The sequence below is a fragment of the Rhodoferax sp. genome (assembly GCF_010365055.1).
GTDB lineage: Bacteria > Pseudomonadota > Gammaproteobacteria > Burkholderiales > Burkholderiaceae_C > Rhodoferax.
The window spans coordinates 1-18,087 of record NZ_JAAFHA010000077.1 but is presented as its reverse complement, the minus strand read 5'-3'; the positions used below and the strand labels follow the sequence as shown (position 1 = coordinate 18,087).

The window sequence follows — 18,087 nt, the reverse complement described above, 5'->3', positions numbered from 1 at the left end:
TCCATGTGTCCACCTGAGTTGAAGTGGACACGATGCTCCTAAGAATTGCCGATCTCCGCAAGGTGACTTCGCCACCCGCTTACGCATAGTTGTCGGAGCAAATTGCAGGATCGAATTGAATTGAATTGAATTGAATTGTTTTATTTATATTCCAGGCTTTAAGCAGCTTTAAATGCAAATAAAATGAGCTGCGCAAGCGTTTTTTACAATTACTTTTGCATACAAAAATGATTTATTTTGACAAATAAAATAATTTTAAATACCTATAATAAGTCGCTTCGGCATTTGATATAGCCAACATCAGTCCTTCGGCACCGTCCAAAAAGCCAACCCGAAAAATATAAGTCCTGACGAAAGCCCAAAAGCCATGTGCAATCGCAGATGTTAAACCTCCGCGTTTGCCTTTTTGATAGCTATTTCTGGCACCCAGAGTTGAGTATTGATTGATTTTTGAAATGACTTCATCCAGATCCTTGTAGGTCACATGAAGTAATGGCGCAGTCAATTTAGCTGGCTCACCCTGAAAAACAAGACGCTCATGAACAAGATCATTGCTAAAAGAAGCCTCACCCCGCTTGAAAAGCCGTGTCACACAGTCTGGCCACCAACCGGAGTGTCGGATGACTTTTCCGCAATAACTTGAAAGTCTGGGTAATTTGTAGATGAATGGGCTCTCAGATTGAATAGCATCTTCAATTTCCTGATGCAAAGCATCGCTCACGCGTTCATCAGCATCCAGAGATAAAACCCAATCACAGGTGGCATAAATCAATGCCCGATTTTTTTGGACCCCAAACCCCTGCCAATCAGTCGATGTATAAATATTATCAGTATATTCTTTGGCGATTGACAAAGTATTATCAACACTACCCGAATCCAATACTATAATTTCGTCAGCCCAAGTAACAGATTCAAGGCAACTTCGAATATCGTGTTCCTCATTTTTTACAATGATAATAACGGACAGAGTCGATTTCATTTGCGTAATTTTCGCAGCTTTATGCCGTTTTGTGTGGAACTTGACATCACAAGCAGCGATGGATCAGCACGCTGTATTCGGGTGAAACAACGAAGAACCGTTTTGATTCGTGCCATTTACTGCGTCTCTTGCAGTTCACCAGCGACCCCAAACTGAATGTGATGTAACTGCGCATACACCCCATTCTTGGCCAGCAATTCACCATGGGTGCCCGTTTCGACGACCTCACCCTTTTGCAGCACGACGATGCGATCTGCCTTTTCGATGGTAGACAGGCGGTGTGCAATGACTAAAGAGGTGCGCCCTTGCATCAGGGTTTCCAATGCGGCTTGTACGTGACGTTCTGATTCGCTGTCCAGCGCCGAGGTGGCTTCGTCAAGAATGAGAATTGGCGCATTTTTAAGAATGGCACGTGCAATGGCGATGCGTTGACGTTGCCCGCCGGAGAGCTTTACACCGCGTTCGCCCACCAGTGTCTGCAAACCCTGCGGCATCTCGCGTATGAACTCCATCGCGTGCGCGGCCTGTGCTGCGGCAATGATCTCTGCCTCGGGTACTTCACGCATCTGGCCGTAGGCAATATTGGCGGCAACGGTGGTGTTGAACAACACCACTTCCTGGCTTACCAGTGCAATGTTGGCCCGCAGACTCGACAGCGAAAGCTCCGCAAGGTCACGGCCGTCCAGCGTGATGCGTCCGCTGTCAGGCAAATAGAAGCGGGGCACCAGATTGGCCAGCGTGCTCTTGCCGCTGCCGGATGCGCCCACCAGTGCGACAGCTTGCCCAGCCGGGATTTTCAGGCAAATGTCACGCAGTGCCAGCCTGTCATCGCGCTCGTATGACAAGCTGACATGTTCAAACGCGATGCTGCCCTGAGCGCGGCCGATGTCGATCTTCCCGGTATTGAGTTCCCCGGGTGTATCAAGCAATTCAAATACGCTTTCCGATGCTGCCAGGCCGCGTTGCAGATGCTCGCTCACGCCTGTCAGGCGCTTGATCGGCGCAGTGAGCATCAGCATGGCGGCAATGAATGACAGGAACCCGCCAACGGTAGTTTCATCGGCAGCGGACTGCAAGGTGGCGAGGTAGACGATGGCGGCCAATGCCACGGAGGCAATCATCTGCACGATGGGCACATTGCTCGAAGCTGCCATGGCCTGCTTCATGTTGTAGCGTCGTACCCAGTTGACCTGGTCGCTGAAACGACTGCGCTCGTATTGCTGTCCGCCAAACAACTTGACCACTTTGTGTGCGGCAACGCTTTCCTCTATGACCTGCGTGATATCGCCCATCGCTTGCTGTGAATCGCGACTGGCATTGCGCAGTCGGGCATTGATGATTTTCAGTATGAAAGCGATGATAGGCACCATGACCAAACTGAGCAAGGTGAGTTTCCAGTTCAAATAGAACAACCAACCCAGCAACCCAACAATGATGATGGCGTCACGTACGACAACCGTCACCACGTTTGTCGCGGCAGCAGTCACCTGCGCCACGTCAAAAGTCAGTTTGGAGATCAAATTGCCAGTGGCATGGTCGTCATAAAACGGTGTGGGCAGCGTCAGCAGTTTGTGAAACATTTCCTCACGTAAATCCATCACAACCTTGTTTCCCACCCAGGCAATGGCGTAAGTTCCTATAAATGAGGCGACACCGCGCACGAAAAAAATCGCCAAGATGATCAGCGGCGCCAGTTTGATGACGGCGTTGTCCTTTTGGATGAAGGCACCGTCCAGCATGGGCTTGAGCAAGGCCGGCAACAGCGGTTCGGTTGCTGCCGTGATGGCCATCCCCAGGATAGACAGCGCAAAAATGCGCCAATAAGGTTTGACGTAACCGAGAAGACGTGAATAAAGCTGCGTACTGCTTAGCTTCATGAGATTGGCCCTAACATGATGGATGCAAATCTCTTGCTGCCATTGCCGCACCGAGATCCAAATGGAAAATTCAGGCCCATTGAACCTGCGTCAGGTTCTGTGAAGATGATTGACCATGAGCACTCACAGCAACACAACATCGTACTGCTCCTGCCCCATCGCACTCTCGCTCTGCAGCGACACCGGCTTGCCAATGAATTCACTCAAGCCTGCCAGGTGCTGGCTTTCTTCATCGAGAAACAGCTCAATCACCTTGGGTGACGCGATCACGCGAAACTCGCGCGGGTTGAACTGGCGTGCTTCGCGCAAAATCTCGCGAAAAATGTTGTAGGCCACTGTGCGCGCAGTCTTGACGATGCCCTTGCCTTCGCAGGTGGGGCACGGTTCGCACAGCATGTGGGCTAGCGATTCACGCGTTCGCTTGCGTGTCATCTCGACCAGCCCGAGCTGCGAAAAACCACCTGCCATGGTCTTGACGCGGTCGTGCGACAGTTGCTTGCTGATTTCAGACAACACCGCCTCGCGATGGTCTTCGCGCACCATGTCAATGAAATCCACGATGATGATGCCGCCCAGGTTGCGCAATCGGAGTTGCCGTGCAATTGCCTGAGCTGCTTCCAGGTTGGTCTTGAAGATGGTGTCGTCAAAATTGCGCGCGCCGACAAACCCGCCGGTGTTCACATCGACCGTGGTCAGGGCTTCGGTCTGGTCCACGATCAAATAGCCGCCCGACTTCAGGTCGACCCGGCGCCCCAGCGCCTTGACGATTTCTTCGTCAATCGCGTACAGGTCAAAGATCGGGCGCTCGCCCTTGTAGTGCTGCAACTTCTCGGCGGCGGCAGGCATGAATTCAAGACCAAAAGCCTTCAGCACTTCAAACTGTTCCTGTGAATCGACCTTGATGGTTTGGGTGTTTTCACACACCAGGTCGCGCAGCACGCGCTGCAACAGATTCAAGTCCTGGTGCAACAACGACAAAGGCGGCAGCCGCACCGAGGCGCCCTTAATGCGGGCCCAGGCTTTGCGCAAATAGGCAACGTCTTCCGACAGTTCCTGGTCAGAGGCATCTTCGCCATTGGTGCGCAAGATGAAACCCCCACCCTCGGTGCCCACCAGCTGCTGCAATCTCGTGCGCAGTTCGTCGCGCTGGCTTTGCGGGATTTTCTGCGAGACCCCGACATGGTCGTCCTGCGGCAAAAACACCAACATGCGGCCTGCGATGCTGATCTGCGTGGACAGCCGTGCGCCTTTGCTGCCAATCGGGTCCTTGATCACCTGCACCAGCAGCACCTGGCCCTCAAACACCTGTTTTTCAATCGGGATTTGCGGCTGCGTATTGCGCACCAGACTCGGGGGTTCACCATCAGGCTGGCGGTGCCAGACGTCGGCGACATGCAAAAACGCAGCACGCTCCAGTCCGATGTCGATGAACGCTGACTGCATGCCCGGAAGCACGCGCGCGACCTTACCCAGATAAACATTGCCCACCAAGCCACGCTCCAGCGTGCGCTCGACATGGAGCTCCTGCAGTGCGCCGTTTTCAACAATGGCCACCCGGGTTTCCTGCGGCGACCAGTTGATCAGAATGTCTTCTTGCATGGTGGGCCTGTTCAAATCTTGAAACCGAATGACTGCAGCAACTGCGCCGTCTCGAACATCGGCAGCCCCATGATGCCCGAATAGCTTCCACTCATGTGCGAAATCAACGCCGCCGCCCTGCCCTGCACGGCGTAGGCACCCGCCTTGCCCAAGGGCTCACCCGATGCGGCATAGGTCTGAATCTGGCGCGAGCTCATGGCAGAAAAAGTCACACGCGACTCGCACAGTACCTGCTCGCGTTTGCGTGCGGTGCCGAGCGCCACTGCAGTCAAGACACGGTGCGTGGTGTTGGAAAGCTCCTTCAACATGCGCGTGGCGTCAGCGGCATCAGTGGGTTTTCCAAAAATCTTGCGCCCCAGGGCCACCGTGGTATCTGAGCAAAGCACCGGCGCCGCCGGCAAACCCCGACGTTTGAGTCGCGTCAACGCCGCGTCCAGCTTCAGCTGCGTCACGCGTTTGACGTAAGCGGCCGGAGCCTCGTTGGGTAACACAGCTTCCAGCGCTTCGGCGTCTTCATCGGCATCAGGCAATAGCAGCTCATGGCGCACGCCCAGCAGCGCCAGCAACTGGCTGCGCCGTGGGCTTTGCGAGGCGAGGTAAATAAACTTACTCACTGAAACTACTCACGACAAAGACCTTGAATTGAAATATCACTCACGATGATAGGGATGGTTGGCATTGATCGACCAGGCGCGGTACAGCTGCTCAATCAGCAACACCCGCACCATGGCGTGCGGCAACGTCAGGTCAGACAGGCGGATGCGCTCATGCGCCGCCTGTTTAAACGCCGGGTCCAACCCATCGGGCCCGCCAATGACCAGCGCCACATCGTCGCTTTCCAGCTGCCAGTTTTGCAGCTTGCCCGCCAGCGCCATTGTGGTCAACGCCGTGCCGCGCTCGTCGAGCACCACGATACGGCAGCCTTTGGGCAATGCCGCCTCGATGCGCACCCGCTCAGCCGCACACAGTGCTTCTACGGTCTTGGAGCCGCGCGTCTCCGTCTTGACGGCTTTGAGTTCAACCTTGATCTCGTAGGGAAAGCGCTTGACGTAATCGTCCCACGCTGTTTGTGCCCAGTCCGGCACACGCTGGCCGACCGCAACAATCACCAGCCGCACAAGAATCCGTCAGGCTTTGCGTACGGCCGTCTTCTTGGCCGGTGCCTTTTGGGCGGCTACGGCCTTGCTCACCACCTTCTTCGCTGCCACTTTTTTTGCCGGATTGTTAACGATGACCTTCTTCACTGCCACTTTGACCACCGCCTTGGAGGTGGCTTTTGCAGCGGCTTTTGGCTGGGTGATTGCAGCGCTCACTTTGGTGGCTACTTTTTTGGCCGGCACTTTTTTGGCCGCCGCCGACTTGGCCGCCAGCGCCGCCTTTTGCAGTTGCGCTTTGGAAGGGAAGGCCTCGGCCACGCCCTTCTTGGCGGCGTTGGAGCGCCTGATATCCGCTATCGGTTGAGCCGCTGACTTAACGGTTTTCACTTCTTTGCCCGGCTTGGCGGCTTCTTTCACCACCGGTTTCACCGCGCCGAACTTAAGACGCACCGGCTTGTCGCCCCACAACTCTTCCAGGTTGTAGTACTGCCGAAAATTGGGCTGCATGATATGCACCACGGCCTGGCCGCAGTCCACGATGATCCACTCGCCATTGGTCTCGCCTTCCATGCGCGGCTTGGGAAAGTCGGCATCGCGCACCGCATCGCGCACGCTGGCGGCCAGCGCCTTGGTCTGCCGGTTCGACGTGCCCGAGGCAATGATGACCCGCTCAAACAGGGCGGACAGGTGCTCGGTATCGAACACCACAATGTCCTGAGCTTTCACGTCTTCAAGGCCATCAACAATGGCGCGCTGCAGTTTCTGAATGTCTTTTTTGGCGATGGTGGGGGAGGTAGTGGTAGTCATCAAGCAGTTTGGTAAAGGTGGTGGTGGGCAATATAACGTGCAACAGGCTCAAAAACCAGATCGGCAACGCTTAGATGTGCGCCAATTCGGGCCCGAATGTCGGTGGCGCTGACGTTCAAAGCGGGCATCGGCAGGCGCCGAAATCTCGATGGATGCGCAGTTTCTAGATCAAATTTGGCTCTGGCCCCCGTCGTATAAGCGCGAGTAGCTACGCAAATTATAGCAAGTTCCAAAATCTCCTGCCAATCATGCCAACTGGGCAGCGCGTGCGCCTGATCTTCGCCCACAATCAAAAAAAGCTCGGCCGCCGGCCACAGGGCCTTGAACTCACGCAAGGTGTCCACCGTGTAGCTCGGGCCGGTACGCTCGATTTCTCGCGGATCAACCACCACCTGGGGCAACTCGGCAAACGCCAGCTGTGCCATGGCAAGGCGGTGTGGCGCGGGGCTCAGCGCGCGCGTCTTGTGCCAGGCTTGGCCGGTTGGCAACACACGCAACTCATCGAGCTGCAACTCGGCCAGCGCGGCCTTGGCCAGCGCCGCATGCGCCACATGCGGCGGGTCAAACGCACCGCCAAAGATGCCGATGCGTTTCAAATCAAACCCAATCCCGGCGCACCAGAAAGCGGGTCGACAGCTCGGCCTCGGGCGTGCCCGCGGCAGGCACGTTCTGATACGACCAGCTGGCCAGCGGCGGCATCGACAGCAAAATGGATTCCGTGCGCCCGCCCGACTGCAGGCCAAAGTGCGTGCCCCGGTCCCACACCAGGTTGAATTCGACGTAGCGGCCGCGCCGATAAAGCTGGAATTCGCGCTCGCGCTCGCCATAAACCGTATCTTTGCGACGCTCAACAATTGGCAAGTAGGCCTTCAAGAATGAATCGCCGACCGCCTGCATCATGGCCAGACTGCCCTCAAAACCGAGTTCAGAAAAATCATCAAAAAAGATGCCGCCGACGCCGCGCGGCTCGCCGCGGTGCTTCAAATAAAAGTAGTCGTCGCACCAGGTCTTGAAACGCGGGTGCTTGTCGTCGCCAAAGGGCGCCAGCGTGGCTTTGCAGGTGGCGTGGAAATGCACCGCATCTTCCTCAAAACCGTAATACGGCGTCAGGTCCATACCGCCGCCAAACCAGCACACCTGCGTGCCGTCAGCCGTCTTGGCCGCCAGCATGCGCACGTTCATGTGGACGGTGGGCACGTACGGGTTGCGCGGATGAAACACCAGTGACACGCCCATCGCGTCAAACGGGGCGCCCGCCAGCTCCGGGCGATGTTGCGTGGCCGACGGCGGCAGCTTGGGGCCGCTCACTTTGGAAAAGCCGCAGCCGGCGCGCTCAAAAACCGGACCGCCTTCCAGAATCTGCGTGATGCCCTTGCCCTGCAGCAACTCGCCCGCTGGCTTTTGCCACGCGTCCGTCAAGAACGTCGTGCCATCGATGTCAGCAATTGCGCTCGTGATGCGTGCCTGCAAACCTTGCAGATAACTGCTGACCGCTTCAGTGCGCGAACTGCCCACGGCCACTGCGCTCACGCCACCGCTCCCTTGACTGCGCGATGACCAATATCCTTGCGGTACTGCATGCCGTCAAAGTGAATCCCCAGCGCCACCTCGTAGGCTCTAGTCTGGGCCTGGCGCACGTTGTCCGCCAGCACCGTCACACACAAGACCCGGCCACCGGCAGTGACGACGTCGTCGCCCTGCAGCTTGGTTCCGGCATGGAACACAACGGCGTCTTCGTCTTCCTTGGGCAAGCCGGTGATGACATCGCCTTTGCGCGGCTGCAGCGGGTAGCCCTGCGCCGCCAGCACCACGCCCAGCGCCGTGCGACGATCCCACTGCAACTCGATCTGGTCGAGCTTGCCGTGCGGCCCCGGCTCGGTCGCGGCCAGCATCACATCCACCAGATCAGATTTGAGGCGCAGCAAAATCGGCTGGGTCTCGGGGTCGCCCATGCGGCAGTTGAATTCGAGCGTCTTCGGGTGACCTTCGGCGTTGATCATCAAGCCGGCATACAAAAAACCAGTATACGGAATGCCGTCTTTTTCCATGCCGCGGATGGTCGGCAAGATGATTTCGCGCATGGTACGGGCATGCACATCGGGCGTCACCACCGGCGCTGGCGAATAAGCGCCCATGCCACCCGTGTTCGGGCCCTGGTCGCCATCCAGCAAGCGCTTGTGGTCCTGGCTGGTGGCCAGCGCCAGCACATTCTTGCCATCCACCATCACGATGAAGCTGGCTTCCTCTCCCACCAGGAATTCCTCGATGACGACACGCGGCACCGCTTGGCCGTCGGCCCCGGCGTTGTGCTTCAGGCCGGGCGTGCTGTCTGCCAGCATGAAATCAACCGCCGCATGGGCTTCAGCCAGCGTCAAGGCCACGACCACGCCCTTGCCTGCGGCCAGGCCGTCGGCCTTGACCACAATGGGCGCGCCCTTTTGCTCGATATAGGCGTGCGCTGCCACCGGGTCAACAAAGGTTTCATACTCGGCCGTCGGGATGCCGTGGCGCTGCATGAAGGCCTTGGAGAAGGCCTTGGAACTCTCCAGTTGCGCGGCAGCCTGGGTTGGCCCGAACACGCGCAGGCCGTGCTTGCGAAACTCATCGACCACGCCAGCGGCGAGCGGCACCTCCGGCCCGACCACGGTCAGCGCGATCTTGTTGTCGATCGCCCAGACCCGCAGTTGCTGCACATCGGTGATGTCGATGTTTTCCAGTCGTTTATCCAGCGCGGTGCCGGCGTTGCCCGGCGCCACAAACACCTTCTGCGCCTTGGGCGACTGCGCCAGCTTCCAGGCCATGGCGTGTTCACGGCCGCCGCCGCCAATCACAAGAATATTCATAAGTCTTCGGCGTCAATCTCGGCGTTGTGATAAATCTCTTGCACGTCGTCCAGGTCCTCCAGCGCATCGAGCAATTTCTGCATCCGAATGGCATCCTCGCCAGTGAGCTCAATCGGGTTCTCGGCGCGCATGGTCACATCGGCCATCTCGGGCTTCAAGCCCGCGGCTTCAAGGGCATTCTTGACGGCCTCGAAAGCGGGGTACGCGGTCAGCACCTCGATGGCGCCGTCGTCGTCGGTGATCACGTCTTCAGCACCCGCGTCCAACGCCACCTCCATCACCTTGTCCTCATTGGTACCGGGCGCAAAAATCAACTGACCGCAGTGCTTGAACTGGAACGCCACCGAGCCTTCGGCGCCCATGTTGCCGCCAAACTTGGCAAAGGCGTGGCGCACTTCGGCCACCGTGCGTACCTTGTTGTCGGTCATGGTGTCCACCAGGATCGCCGCACCGCCGATGCCGTAGCCTTCGTAGCGAATTTCCTCGTAATGCACGCCTTCGAGCGTACCGCTGGCCTTGTCGATGTTGTATTTGATGCGGTCCGCCGGCATGTTGGCCGCCTTGGCGCGCTCCACCGCCAGTCGCAGACGTGGGTTGGTCCCCAGGTCGGCGCCGCCGGCGCGCGCCGCCACCGTGATTTCACGGATGATGCGGGTCCAAATCTTTCCGCGCTTTTCGTCCTGGCGACCCTTGCGGTGCTGAATATTGGCCCATTTGCTATGTCCTGCCACGGGGAATCCTTCAAAAGTTCGTTACGCTATCGGCTCAATTGTACTTTTAGGGAGTCTCATGGCTGAACCGATTCTGATTGCACAACATGGCACCACCGAATGCTTTCTGCGCCCTGACAAGGCCAACCGCCATGGGCTCATCACGGGCGCCACCGGCACCGGCAAGACCATCACGCTGCAAACCATGGCCGAGGGTTTCTCGCGCATCGGCGTGCCGGTGTTCATGGCCGACGTCAAAGGCGATCTGACTGGCCTTTCCCAAGCCGGCTCTTTAGGCGCAAAACTGGCCAAAGTTCTGACGGAACGTGGGATTCAAGCTCCTGAATTTGCAGCGTTTTCAAGCACCTTGTGGGACGTCTTTGGCGAGCAGGGCCACCCGGTGCGCGCCACCGTCAGCGATCTGGGCCCCTTGTTGCTGGGGCGCATGCTCAACCTCAATGAGACCCAGGCCGGTGTGCTGCAGCTGGTGTTCAAGATCGCCGACGACGACGGTCTGATGCTGCTGGACATGAAGGACCTGCGCGCCATGTGCCAGTTGGTGGGAGACAATGCCTCGGAATTCACTACCGAATACGGCAACATCAGCGCCGCCAGCATTGGCGCCATCCAGCGCGGCCTGATGCAGATCGAGCAACAAGGCGGCGACGAGTTCTTTGGCGAGCCGATGCTCAACATCGCCGACTTTCTGCAAACCGATGCCAATGGGCACGGCATGGTCAACATCCTGGCGGCCGACCAGCTCATGAACGCACCGCGCCTGTACGCCACGTTTTTGCTCTGGCTGCTGAGCGAGCTGTTCGAGAATTTGCCCGAAGTGGGCGACCTGGACCAGCCCAAGATCGTGTTTTTCTTTGACGAAGCGCATTTACTCTTCGCCGGCGCACCCAAGGTGCTGATCGAGCGCATTGAGCTGGTGGTGCGGCTGGTGCGATCCAAAGGCGTGGGCGTTTTCTTCGTGACGCAAAACCCGCTCGACATCCCGGACTCGGTACTGGCCCAACTGGGCAACCGTGTGCAGCACGCCCTGCGCGCCTTCACGCCGCGCGACCAGAAAGCCGTCAAATCAGCCGCCGACACCATGCGCCCAAACCCTGCCCTGGACATCGCCGCTGCCATCACCGAGCTGGCAGTGGGCGAGGCGCTGGTGAGCTTTCTGGACGAGAAAGGCCGCCCCGGCGTCACGCAGCGGGTTTACGTGCTGCCGCCTGCCAGCCAGATCGGGCCGATCACACCGGCGCAGCGTCAAGCCCTGCTGGCCGACTCCATCGTCGCCGGGGTCTATGAAAAGACGCTGGATCGGGAATCCGCCTTCGAGAAGATCAAGGGCCGCACCGTTGAAAAGCTGGACGCCGCCGCCCGCGACAGCGAGCCACGAAGCAATGAAAGGGCCCGGGCGCAGCCCGAAGCACGCGTTGAGGCCGGTGCAGCGGCACCGGCCGGCGGTGGCCTGCTCGACAGCCTAGGCTCCATTTTTGGCGGTGGCGTGCGCCGCACCCGCACCTCGGCCGGCGAGCAACTCATCCGCAGTGCCGCCAGTTCGGTCGGCCGGGAAGTGGGGCGCCAGATCATCCGCGGCGTGCTGGGTGGCATTTTTGGTGGCAAGCGTTAGTGGACAGGCGCGCACAATAGGGCACCTGAAGCCCTGACAACCGCACGTCAGTAACGAATGATTGAGAAAATTACGCCCATGAGCAGCCCCAACACCGACCCCTTCGTTCACCTCATCGACCACCCGCTGGTGCAGCACAAGCTGACGCTGATGCGCAAAAAAGAGGCAAGCACCACCAGCTTTCGCACCCTGCTCAATGAAATCAGCATGTTGATGGCCTATGAAGTGACGCGTGACATGGCGATGCAAGACGTGGAGATCGAAACGCCGCTGGAGAAGATGACCGCCAAAGTGATCGACGGCAAAAAACTGGTGCTGGTGTCGATCCTGCGCGCGGGCACCGGCATTCTGGACGGCATGCTCAGCGTCGTGCCGGGCGCGCGCGTCGGCCACATTGGCCTGTACCGCGACCCCGACACGCTCAAGGCGGTGGAGTACTACTTCAAGATGCCCAAAGACATGCAGGAGCGCGACGTGGTGGTGGTCGACCCGATGCTGGCCACCGGCAATTCCGCCGTGGCGGCGATCGAGCGTGTCAAGGCGACGCACCCCAAGTCGATCAAGTTCGTCTGCCTGCTGACCTGCCCGCAGGGCATCGCCACGCTGCGCAAGGCACACCCGGATGTGCAGATCTACACCGCGGCCATCGACCGCGAACTCAACAGCCACAGCTACATCCTGCCCGGCCTGGGTGACGCCGGTGACCGGATTTTTGGCACCCAGTGAACTTTTTTGTGCCAAATCGGCCTGTAGCCCGCGTCCCTACTTCGTTAGCTGCTACAAATTTAGAAGCAAACCAACTTGACGCATGGGTCGCCAATGGCTCACGCCCGCTGCGGCGCGATCATTTCGGCATAGTCATACAGCGCGCCCAGAATCGCCTCGCCCCGCTCGTCGGCGGATTCCGCCAAGCTGTCGAGTTCTTCGAACAGGCGCTCAATGGTGAGTGCGCCGCCCGCGCCGTCAAACAAGCGTGCGCTGCGGTGTGCTTCCCAGCGCGCCTGTTCCTCAGCACTCAGACTTTGCGGGAAATTGCGCGCGCGGTAGCGCCAGAACAGCTCTAGCAGACGCGCATCGTCAAACGCCGGACGCGCGCTCGCCAGTTCCTGCGGACTGATCTGACGCAACTCGTTCAGGCGGCGCCGGTCGGCGTTGCCGACAAAGCCACCGTAGAGGTCTTCGTCCACATCCGGCGCCGCCGCTGCCGGACGCTTGAACACCGCTGGCCAGATGGCGCTCATGTCGGGCAAGGCTTGCGCATGCGCGGCGTTGGCCAGTTGCGCGTCCAGATTCAAGCCCCAGCGCTGCGCCATCGCGGCTGACAAGGTCTTGGTATTGCCAATCACGCTCGGGGATTTGTTCAGGTGAATCGACTTGACGGGCAGGCGCTGCAGCCCCTCAGGCAGATCGGCCGCTTTGGTGAACAGGCGCAGGCGAATCTGCTCGGCGTTCAGGCTGGCCAATTCACGCGGGTCAAACGCCAGATCCCAGGCCAGCAGCTCGTTCTTGTTCGCCGGGTGCATGGCCAGCGGCCACATCAGCGCCAAACAACCGCGCTCGGGCCCGAACATGCCTGAAATATGCAGAAATGGCTTGGCATGCATCAAGGTGGTGGGCAGGCCCAGCTCGGCCATCACGCGGTCTTTTTTGTGCAAGGCAAAACAGAAGTCAAACAACTTGGGCTGCGCCGTTTTGAGCAGCCGCGCCAGCGCGATGGTGGCGCGCACGTCGCTCAAGGCATCGTGGGCGGCTTCATGCAGCAGACCATTGGCCGCGCTCAGGTCGGTGAGCTTGAAGCTGGGCTTGCCCTCGCCGTTCAGCGGCCACTCGATCCCCTCGGGTCGCAGCGCGTAGGCGGTGCGCGCCACGTCCAGCAGGTCCCAACGGCCGCAGTCGTTTTGCCACTCCCGCGCGTACGGGTCAATCAGATTGCGCCAGAACATGAAGCGCGTAATCTCGTCGTCAAAACGAATGGTGTTGTAGCCCACCCCCACCGTGCCGGGCAGACTGAAGGCCTGTTCAATCTGCGCCGCAAACTGGTGTTCAGGAATGCCTTTTTCCAGGCATTCTTGCGGCGTGATGCCGGTGATCAGGCAGGCTTGCGGCTCCGGCAAAAAATCGTTGGCCGGCTGGCAATACAACTTCAGAGGCGCGCCGATTTCATTTAACTGGGCATCGGTGCGAATGGCGGCAAACTGCGCCGGGCGCGTGCGCCGGGTATCGGCACCAAAGGTCTCGTAGTCGTGCCAGAGGAAGGTATGAGGGGCGGCAGAAGAAGTCATTATGGGCGGCCTGCTTTTGAAATGGACTGAATCACCGTTTGATTATCGCCAGGCGCTTGCAGCGCCCGCAACGGCGCAACTCAGCGCCGACGCGCCGACTTCACGCCCGGCAACTCGGCCACCACGCCCAGCACCTTGTGCAGCCGCCCGGCATCCGACACTTCCACCGTGAAGGTCATCCAGGCGATGCCCTTGATGGACTGCGTCTGCACACCCACCACGTTCATTTTTTCTTTGGTAAAGACCTCTGAAATATCGCGCAGCAGCCCTTGCCGGTCGACGGCGTGCACCGCCACGTCCACCGGGTAGACCGCACTGCCGGTCGATCCGGTTGCGGCAGTTGGCGCTTGGCCCCATTCCACCTCGATGACTCGCTCGCCATTTTGGGCAATCATCTCGCGCAAGTTGGAGCAATCAAAGCGGTGCACGCTGACGCCCTTGCCGCGGGTGACAAAGCCACAAATCGGGTCAGGCGGCGCCGGTTTGCAGCATTTGGCCAACTGTGTCATCAATGAATCGACGCCCACCACCAGCACGCCACCCTTGGCCGGGTTGCTGGCGCTGCGCGGTTTCTTTAGCAGCGGCTCATCATCGGCAAGGACCGGCTCGGGCGGATGCAGCAGCGTCTCAATGTTGCGCAGCGAAAACTCATCCTTGCCGACCACTTCAAACAGGTCATCGGCCGAGTTAAAACCCAGCTGCGCGGCCAGGTCCTGCAATTTGAGTGCGGTCTTGCCCTCGCGCTGCAGCAGTTTCTCGACCGCCTCACGCCCTTTGGCCACGGTTTCATGCAGCGCCAGCGCGTTGAACCAGGCGCGCACTTTGGAGCGGGCCCGGTGACTCACCAAGTAGCCTTGCTCGGCCATGAGCCAGTCGCGCGACGGCCCGCCCTCTTTGGCCACCGTTACCTCCACCGTCTGGCCATTTTTGAGCGGCGTGTTCAAAGGCACCATCACGCCATCAATGCGGGCACCCCGGCAGCGGTGCCCCAGATCGGTGTGCAGGCTGTAAGCAAAATCGACGGCCGTGGCGCCTTGCGGCAACTCGACAATGGTCGCGTCAGGCGTCAGGACATAAATACGGTCATCCAGACCCACATCCTGCGCAGCCGTTCCGGACAAGTCGCGCTCCCACGCCAGCAACTGGCGCAGCACGGCAATCTTGGCGTCGTAGGCGCTGCTGGCCGACACACCGGCGTAGCCTTTAACGCCGGCTTCCTTGTAGGCCCAATGGGCGGCGACGCCATGCTCGGCGTGGTCGTGCATGGCCTGCGTGCGAATCTGTATCTCGATCGGCAGCCCGGTCGCATCGCGCACCACCGTGTGCAAGGACTGGTAACCGTTGGCCTTGGGTTTGGCAATGTAGTCGTCAAACTCCTCGGCGATCGGTGTGAATTGGCTGTGAACCCAGCTCAACGCGGTGTAGCAATCCGCAATGCTGGCGACCACAACGCGCAGCGCCCGAATGTCATAGACCTGGTCAAAGTTGAGCGATTTGCCGCGCATCTTCTTGACGATGCTGTAGATGTGTTTGGGTCGGCCCTGCACCGTGGCGTGCATGCCCTGCGCCTTCAGGTCGGACTCGAGTTGAAGCCGCAATTGTTCGATGTGCAATTCACGCTCGGAGCGCTTCTCGTCGAGCAAGCGCGCCACGTCGCGGTAGGTGTTGGGTTCCAGGAAACGAAACGCCAGGTCTTCCATCTCCCACTTAATTTCCCAGATGCCCAGCCGGTTGGCCAGCGGCGCAAACACCTGCAGGGCTTCGCGCGCCACACCCGCTGGCGCATCCTGCTGAGCGGCTGCAAAAAAACGCAGCGTCTGCAGGCGTGAGGCCAGCCGCAGCATCACCACACGCAAGTCGCGTGAAAAAGCGAGCAGCATCTTGCGGACATTCTCCGTTTGCGCAGCCGCCGTTTGCGCCAAGGGCATGCCGGTGGCGGCGCGCTCGCTCGCCACTTGGGCCTGACGCGCCTGGCGCTGCACCCGCACCAGTTTGGTGGTTTCAACCGCCAGCGCGGCAAAGTTGTCGCCAAACGCTTTGGCAATCACCTCTTGCGGCTTGTTCAAATGGTCGCAGGCATAGACCAGGTAACTGGCGGCCTGCATCGCCTCGGAGCCGCCAATGGTCTTGAGAATGGCCGCCACCGCATCGGCATGAGCGAGCGTGTTTTCGCCGGTATCGAGCGTTTCACTGGCCAGCAGCGGTTCGGCAAAAGCGCGGGCGCGCGCCAGCGCATGGGCTTGCTCGGGCTGCGCCTGTGTGGTGGCGGCCAGCAACTGCGTCACTGGCTGGGCTAAAGAGACCGCGCCCGTGGGCTCGGTAGACAGGGTTTTCATCTGCAAACCATCCGTTATTCATCCAGCAAAAAGGAGGCGACGGCTTGCACCTGGTTATCGGCGACGAAGGTCGGCGCGTGGCCCACACCGGCGAACTCCACCAACCGGGCCTTGGGGCCGCGCGCCATCATGGCTTGCGCCGTCTGCACAGAGAGAAGATCAGATTCCTGGCCGCGAACCAGCAAGGTGCGCGCGGTGATCTGGTCATAAAGCTGCCACAGCAAGGCTTCACCCTGCGCCGCCGACTCGGGCGTGACCGCGCCAAAGGGCTGCGCCAGCGCCGGGTCGTAATGCAGGGTGAACGCGCCGGAGCCGTCGCCCAGGGGCTTGAGCATCGGCCGTGACAGGGCCAGCCATTGCGCTGGCGTGTGCGGCCCAAAGCTGCTGGCGAGCACCCACAGCGCATCGGCCGCTTGCTGCACCGAGTCAAAGCGGCCGGTCTTGCCCAGGTACTCGCCAATGCGCTGCAAGGCCTGCCACTCCAGCACGGGGCCCACGTCATTGAGCACCAGCCGGCGCACCGGCACCGGCAAGGGCAACTCGGGCTGGCCGGCCACCACCATGCCAATCAGGCCGCCCATACTGGTACCGAGCCAGTCCAGCGTGGTGGGCTTGAGTTGCGCCAACAAGGCCAGCATATCGGCCGCGTAATTCGGAATCTGGTAGCCCTGCGGGTCCTTCAGCCAATCGCTTCTGCCGCGGCCCGCCACATCCGGGCAGACCACGCGCAGGGAGTCGCCGCCGCGTGCGCACAACGCCTGCGCCAGCACGTCAAAGTCACGCCCCTGGCGCGTCAGGCCATGCACGCAGACCACCACATGACCTGCCTCGGGGTTGCCCCACTGCCAGTAGGCCATGCGATGACCGCCGGTTGAGTCAGGACACAGGACGAAATTGAGAGAAGGCTCGGTCATAGTGGGGGTTGAGGGTTTGATAAAGTCGCAGCGTAGTCCAAGGATGCACGGGAATTGCGTCAACCCCCGGTGCCCTCACAATGCCCCCATCGTAATTCAATCACAGTTCAGCCCAACCCCACACGGAGAAACCTCATGCTCAAAGGTAAAACAGCGCTCGTCACCGGCTCCACCAGCGGCATCGGCTTAGGCATCGCCAAGGCCCTGGCCGCCCAGGGCGCCAACATCGTGCTCAACGGCTTTGGCGACGTTGAAGGCCCGAAAGCCGAGATCGCGGCGCTGGGCGTCAAAGTGGCCTACCACGGCGCCGACATGAGCAAACCGGCCGAGATTGAAGACATGATCAAATTCGTGCAAGCCCAGTTTGGCCAGGTCGACATTCTGGTCAACAACGCCGGTATCCAGCATGTGGCGCGGGTCGAAAACTTCCCGATAGAGCGTTGGGACGCCATCATCGCCATCAACATGAGCAGCGCCTTTCATGCCACGCGCTTAGCCCTGCCGGCGATGCAAAAGGCCAACTGGGGGCGCATCATCAATGTCGCCTCGGTGCACGGCCTGGTGGCCTCGGCAGAAAAATCAGCTTACGTCACGGCCAAGCACGGCGTGGTCGGCCTGACCAAGGTCACCGCGCTGGAAAACGCCACCACCGGCGTCACCTGCAACGCCATTTGCCCCGGTTGGGTGCTGACCCCGCTGGTTCAAAAGCAGGTCGATGCCAAGGCCGCTGCGGGCGGCATCAGCAATGCCGAGGCAACCAAACAACTGTTGGGCGAAAAAGAACCGTCGCTGCAATTCACCACCCCCGAAGAACTCGGCGCGCTGGCCGTGTTCTTCTGCTCACCGGCGGGCAACAATGTGCGCGGCGTCGCCTGGAACATGGATGGTGGCTGGACGGCTCAGTGACGCTATATTAATAGGAATGGCACTTACTTTGGCTTCCAGTCGTGGCCATGTTTCTTGATTTTCCGACGAGCGATGGCACGCGGAACCTTTAACCACGGGTAAGGTTT

Annotated in this window: 16 protein-coding genes; 3 read left to right on the top strand and 13 right to left on the bottom strand. The window is 59.7% G+C overall.

Going from position 1 to position 18,087, the window contains the following annotated elements; genetic code table 11:
* Positions 1 to 232: 232 nt before the first annotated feature.
* From GZ093_RS15470 to GZ093_RS15425, 10 genes are all read right to left on the bottom strand, one after another.
* Positions 233 to 979, bottom strand: coding sequence for a glycosyltransferase family 2 protein (locus GZ093_RS15470; protein WP_296487481.1), 747 nt, complete (start codon positions 977 to 979; stop codon positions 233 to 235).
* A gap of 116 nt (positions 980 to 1,095) precedes the next feature.
* Positions 1,096 to 2,856: a lipid A export permease/ATP-binding protein MsbA gene (msbA, locus tag GZ093_RS15465; protein WP_296487480.1), complete on the bottom strand. Its 1,761-nt coding sequence runs from the start codon at positions 2,854 to 2,856 to the stop codon at positions 1,096 to 1,098.
* Between the two features lie 123 nt (positions 2,857 to 2,979).
* On the bottom strand, positions 2,980 to 4,455 hold the full coding sequence (gene rng / locus GZ093_RS15460; protein WP_296487476.1) for a ribonuclease G: 1,476 nt from the start codon (positions 4,453 to 4,455) through the stop codon (positions 2,980 to 2,982).
* Positions 4,456 to 4,466: 11 nt separating this feature from the next.
* Positions 4,467 to 5,069 carry a Maf family protein gene (locus GZ093_RS15455; RefSeq protein WP_296487473.1) on the bottom strand — a complete coding sequence of 201 codons (603 nt, stop codon included), beginning with the start codon at positions 5,067 to 5,069 and terminating at the stop codon, positions 4,467 to 4,469.
* A 36-nt stretch (positions 5,070 to 5,105) separates the two neighbouring features.
* Positions 5,106 to 5,573, bottom strand: a complete 468-nt coding sequence (rlmH, locus tag GZ093_RS15450) for a 23S rRNA (pseudouridine(1915)-N(3))-methyltransferase RlmH (protein ID WP_296487470.1) — start codon at positions 5,571 to 5,573, stop codon at positions 5,106 to 5,108.
* A 9-nt stretch (positions 5,574 to 5,582) separates the two neighbouring features.
* The gene (gene rsfS / locus GZ093_RS15445) at positions 5,583 to 6,359 is read right to left on the bottom strand and encodes a ribosome silencing factor (protein WP_296487468.1); all 777 of its coding nucleotides are present in this window, start codon (positions 6,357 to 6,359) and stop codon (positions 5,583 to 5,585) included.
* Positions 6,359 to 6,955: a nicotinate (nicotinamide) nucleotide adenylyltransferase gene (nadD, locus tag GZ093_RS15440; RefSeq protein WP_296487466.1), complete on the bottom strand. Its 597-nt coding sequence runs from the start codon at positions 6,953 to 6,955 to the stop codon at positions 6,359 to 6,361. Before nadD ends, rsfS begins: the two co-directional genes overlap by 1 nt.
* Before the next feature lies 1 nt (position 6,956).
* On the bottom strand, positions 6,957 to 7,889 hold the full coding sequence (gene hemF, locus GZ093_RS15435; RefSeq protein ID WP_296487464.1) for an oxygen-dependent coproporphyrinogen oxidase: 933 nt from the start codon (positions 7,887 to 7,889) through the stop codon (positions 6,957 to 6,959).
* A complete protein-coding gene (gene purD, locus GZ093_RS15430) occupies positions 7,886 to 9,202 on the bottom strand; it encodes a phosphoribosylamine--glycine ligase (protein WP_296487461.1) in 1,317 nt (438 codons plus the stop codon). Before purD ends, hemF begins: the two co-directional genes overlap by 4 nt.
* On the bottom strand, positions 9,199 to 9,933 hold the full coding sequence (locus GZ093_RS15425; RefSeq protein ID WP_296487459.1) for a YebC/PmpR family DNA-binding transcriptional regulator: 735 nt from the start codon (positions 9,931 to 9,933) through the stop codon (positions 9,199 to 9,201). Before GZ093_RS15425 ends, purD begins: the two co-directional genes overlap by 4 nt.
* Positions 9,934 to 9,991: 58 nt before the next feature.
* On the opposite strand from GZ093_RS15425, the gene GZ093_RS15420 reads away from it, so the two are divergent.
* Together GZ093_RS15420 and upp are read left to right on the top strand one after the other, a co-directional pair.
* Positions 9,992 to 11,542, top strand: a complete 1,551-nt coding sequence (locus tag GZ093_RS15420; RefSeq protein ID WP_296487456.1) for a helicase HerA-like domain-containing protein — start codon at positions 9,992 to 9,994, stop codon at positions 11,540 to 11,542.
* Positions 11,543 to 11,620: 78 nt separating this feature from the next.
* Positions 11,621 to 12,268, top strand: coding sequence for a uracil phosphoribosyltransferase (gene upp / locus GZ093_RS15415; RefSeq protein WP_296487455.1), 648 nt, complete (start codon positions 11,621 to 11,623; stop codon positions 12,266 to 12,268).
* Positions 12,269 to 12,366: 98 nt separating this feature from the next.
* Here the strand turns inward: upp and sbcB are convergent, their stop codons facing one another.
* The 3 genes from sbcB to GZ093_RS15400 form a co-directional block, all read right to left on the bottom strand.
* The gene (sbcB, locus tag GZ093_RS15410) at positions 12,367 to 13,824 is read right to left on the bottom strand and encodes an exodeoxyribonuclease I (protein WP_296487453.1); all 1,458 of its coding nucleotides are present in this window, start codon (positions 13,822 to 13,824) and stop codon (positions 12,367 to 12,369) included.
* Positions 13,825 to 13,904: 80 nt separating this feature from the next.
* On the bottom strand, positions 13,905 to 16,160 hold the full coding sequence (locus GZ093_RS15405; RefSeq protein WP_296487450.1) for a bifunctional (p)ppGpp synthetase/guanosine-3',5'-bis(diphosphate) 3'-pyrophosphohydrolase: 2,256 nt from the start codon (positions 16,158 to 16,160) through the stop codon (positions 13,905 to 13,907).
* Positions 16,161 to 16,174: 14 nt separating this feature from the next.
* On the bottom strand, positions 16,175 to 17,074 hold the full coding sequence (locus GZ093_RS15400) for an alpha/beta hydrolase (RefSeq protein WP_296487448.1): 900 nt from the start codon (positions 17,072 to 17,074) through the stop codon (positions 16,175 to 16,177).
* 135 nt (positions 17,075 to 17,209) lie between these two features.
* Here GZ093_RS15400 and GZ093_RS15395 point away from each other — a divergent pair, with 135 nt between their 5' ends.
* Complete coding sequence (locus tag GZ093_RS15395; RefSeq protein ID WP_296487445.1) at positions 17,210 to 17,980, top strand: 3-hydroxybutyrate dehydrogenase; 771 nt, start codon at positions 17,210 to 17,212, stop codon at positions 17,978 to 17,980.
* The last annotated feature ends 107 nt before the right edge of the window (positions 17,981 to 18,087 follow it).

Coding starts and splice junctions, on each gene's coding strand:
- sbcB (WP_296487453.1), bottom strand. CDS start 13,824: ATGACTTCTTCTGCCGCCCCTCATACCTTCCTCTGGCACGACTACGAG.
- GZ093_RS15420 (WP_296487456.1), top strand. CDS start 9,992: ATGGCTGAACCGATTCTGATTGCACAACATGGCACCACCGAATGCTTT.
- purD (WP_296487461.1), bottom strand. CDS start 9,202: ATGAATATTCTTGTGATTGGCGGCGGCGGCCGTGAACACGCCATGGCC.
- msbA (WP_296487480.1), bottom strand. CDS start 2,856: ATGAAGCTAAGCAGTACGCAGCTTTATTCACGTCTTCTCGGTTACGTC.
- GZ093_RS15470 (WP_296487481.1), bottom strand. CDS start 979: ATGAAATCGACTCTGTCCGTTATTATCATTGTAAAAAATGAGGAACAC.
- rsfS (WP_296487468.1), bottom strand. CDS start 6,359: ATGACTACCACTACCTCCCCCACCATCGCCAAAAAAGACATTCAGAAA.
- rng (WP_296487476.1), bottom strand. CDS start 4,455: ATGCAAGAAGACATTCTGATCAACTGGTCGCCGCAGGAAACCCGGGTG.
- GZ093_RS15405 (WP_296487450.1), bottom strand. CDS start 16,160: ATGAAAACCCTGTCTACCGAGCCCACGGGCGCGGTCTCTTTAGCCCAG.
- GZ093_RS15395 (WP_296487445.1), top strand. CDS start 17,210: ATGCTCAAAGGTAAAACAGCGCTCGTCACCGGCTCCACCAGCGGCATC.
- upp (WP_296487455.1), top strand. CDS start 11,621: ATGAGCAGCCCCAACACCGACCCCTTCGTTCACCTCATCGACCACCCG.
- GZ093_RS15400 (WP_296487448.1), bottom strand. CDS start 17,074: ATGACCGAGCCTTCTCTCAATTTCGTCCTGTGTCCTGACTCAACCGGC.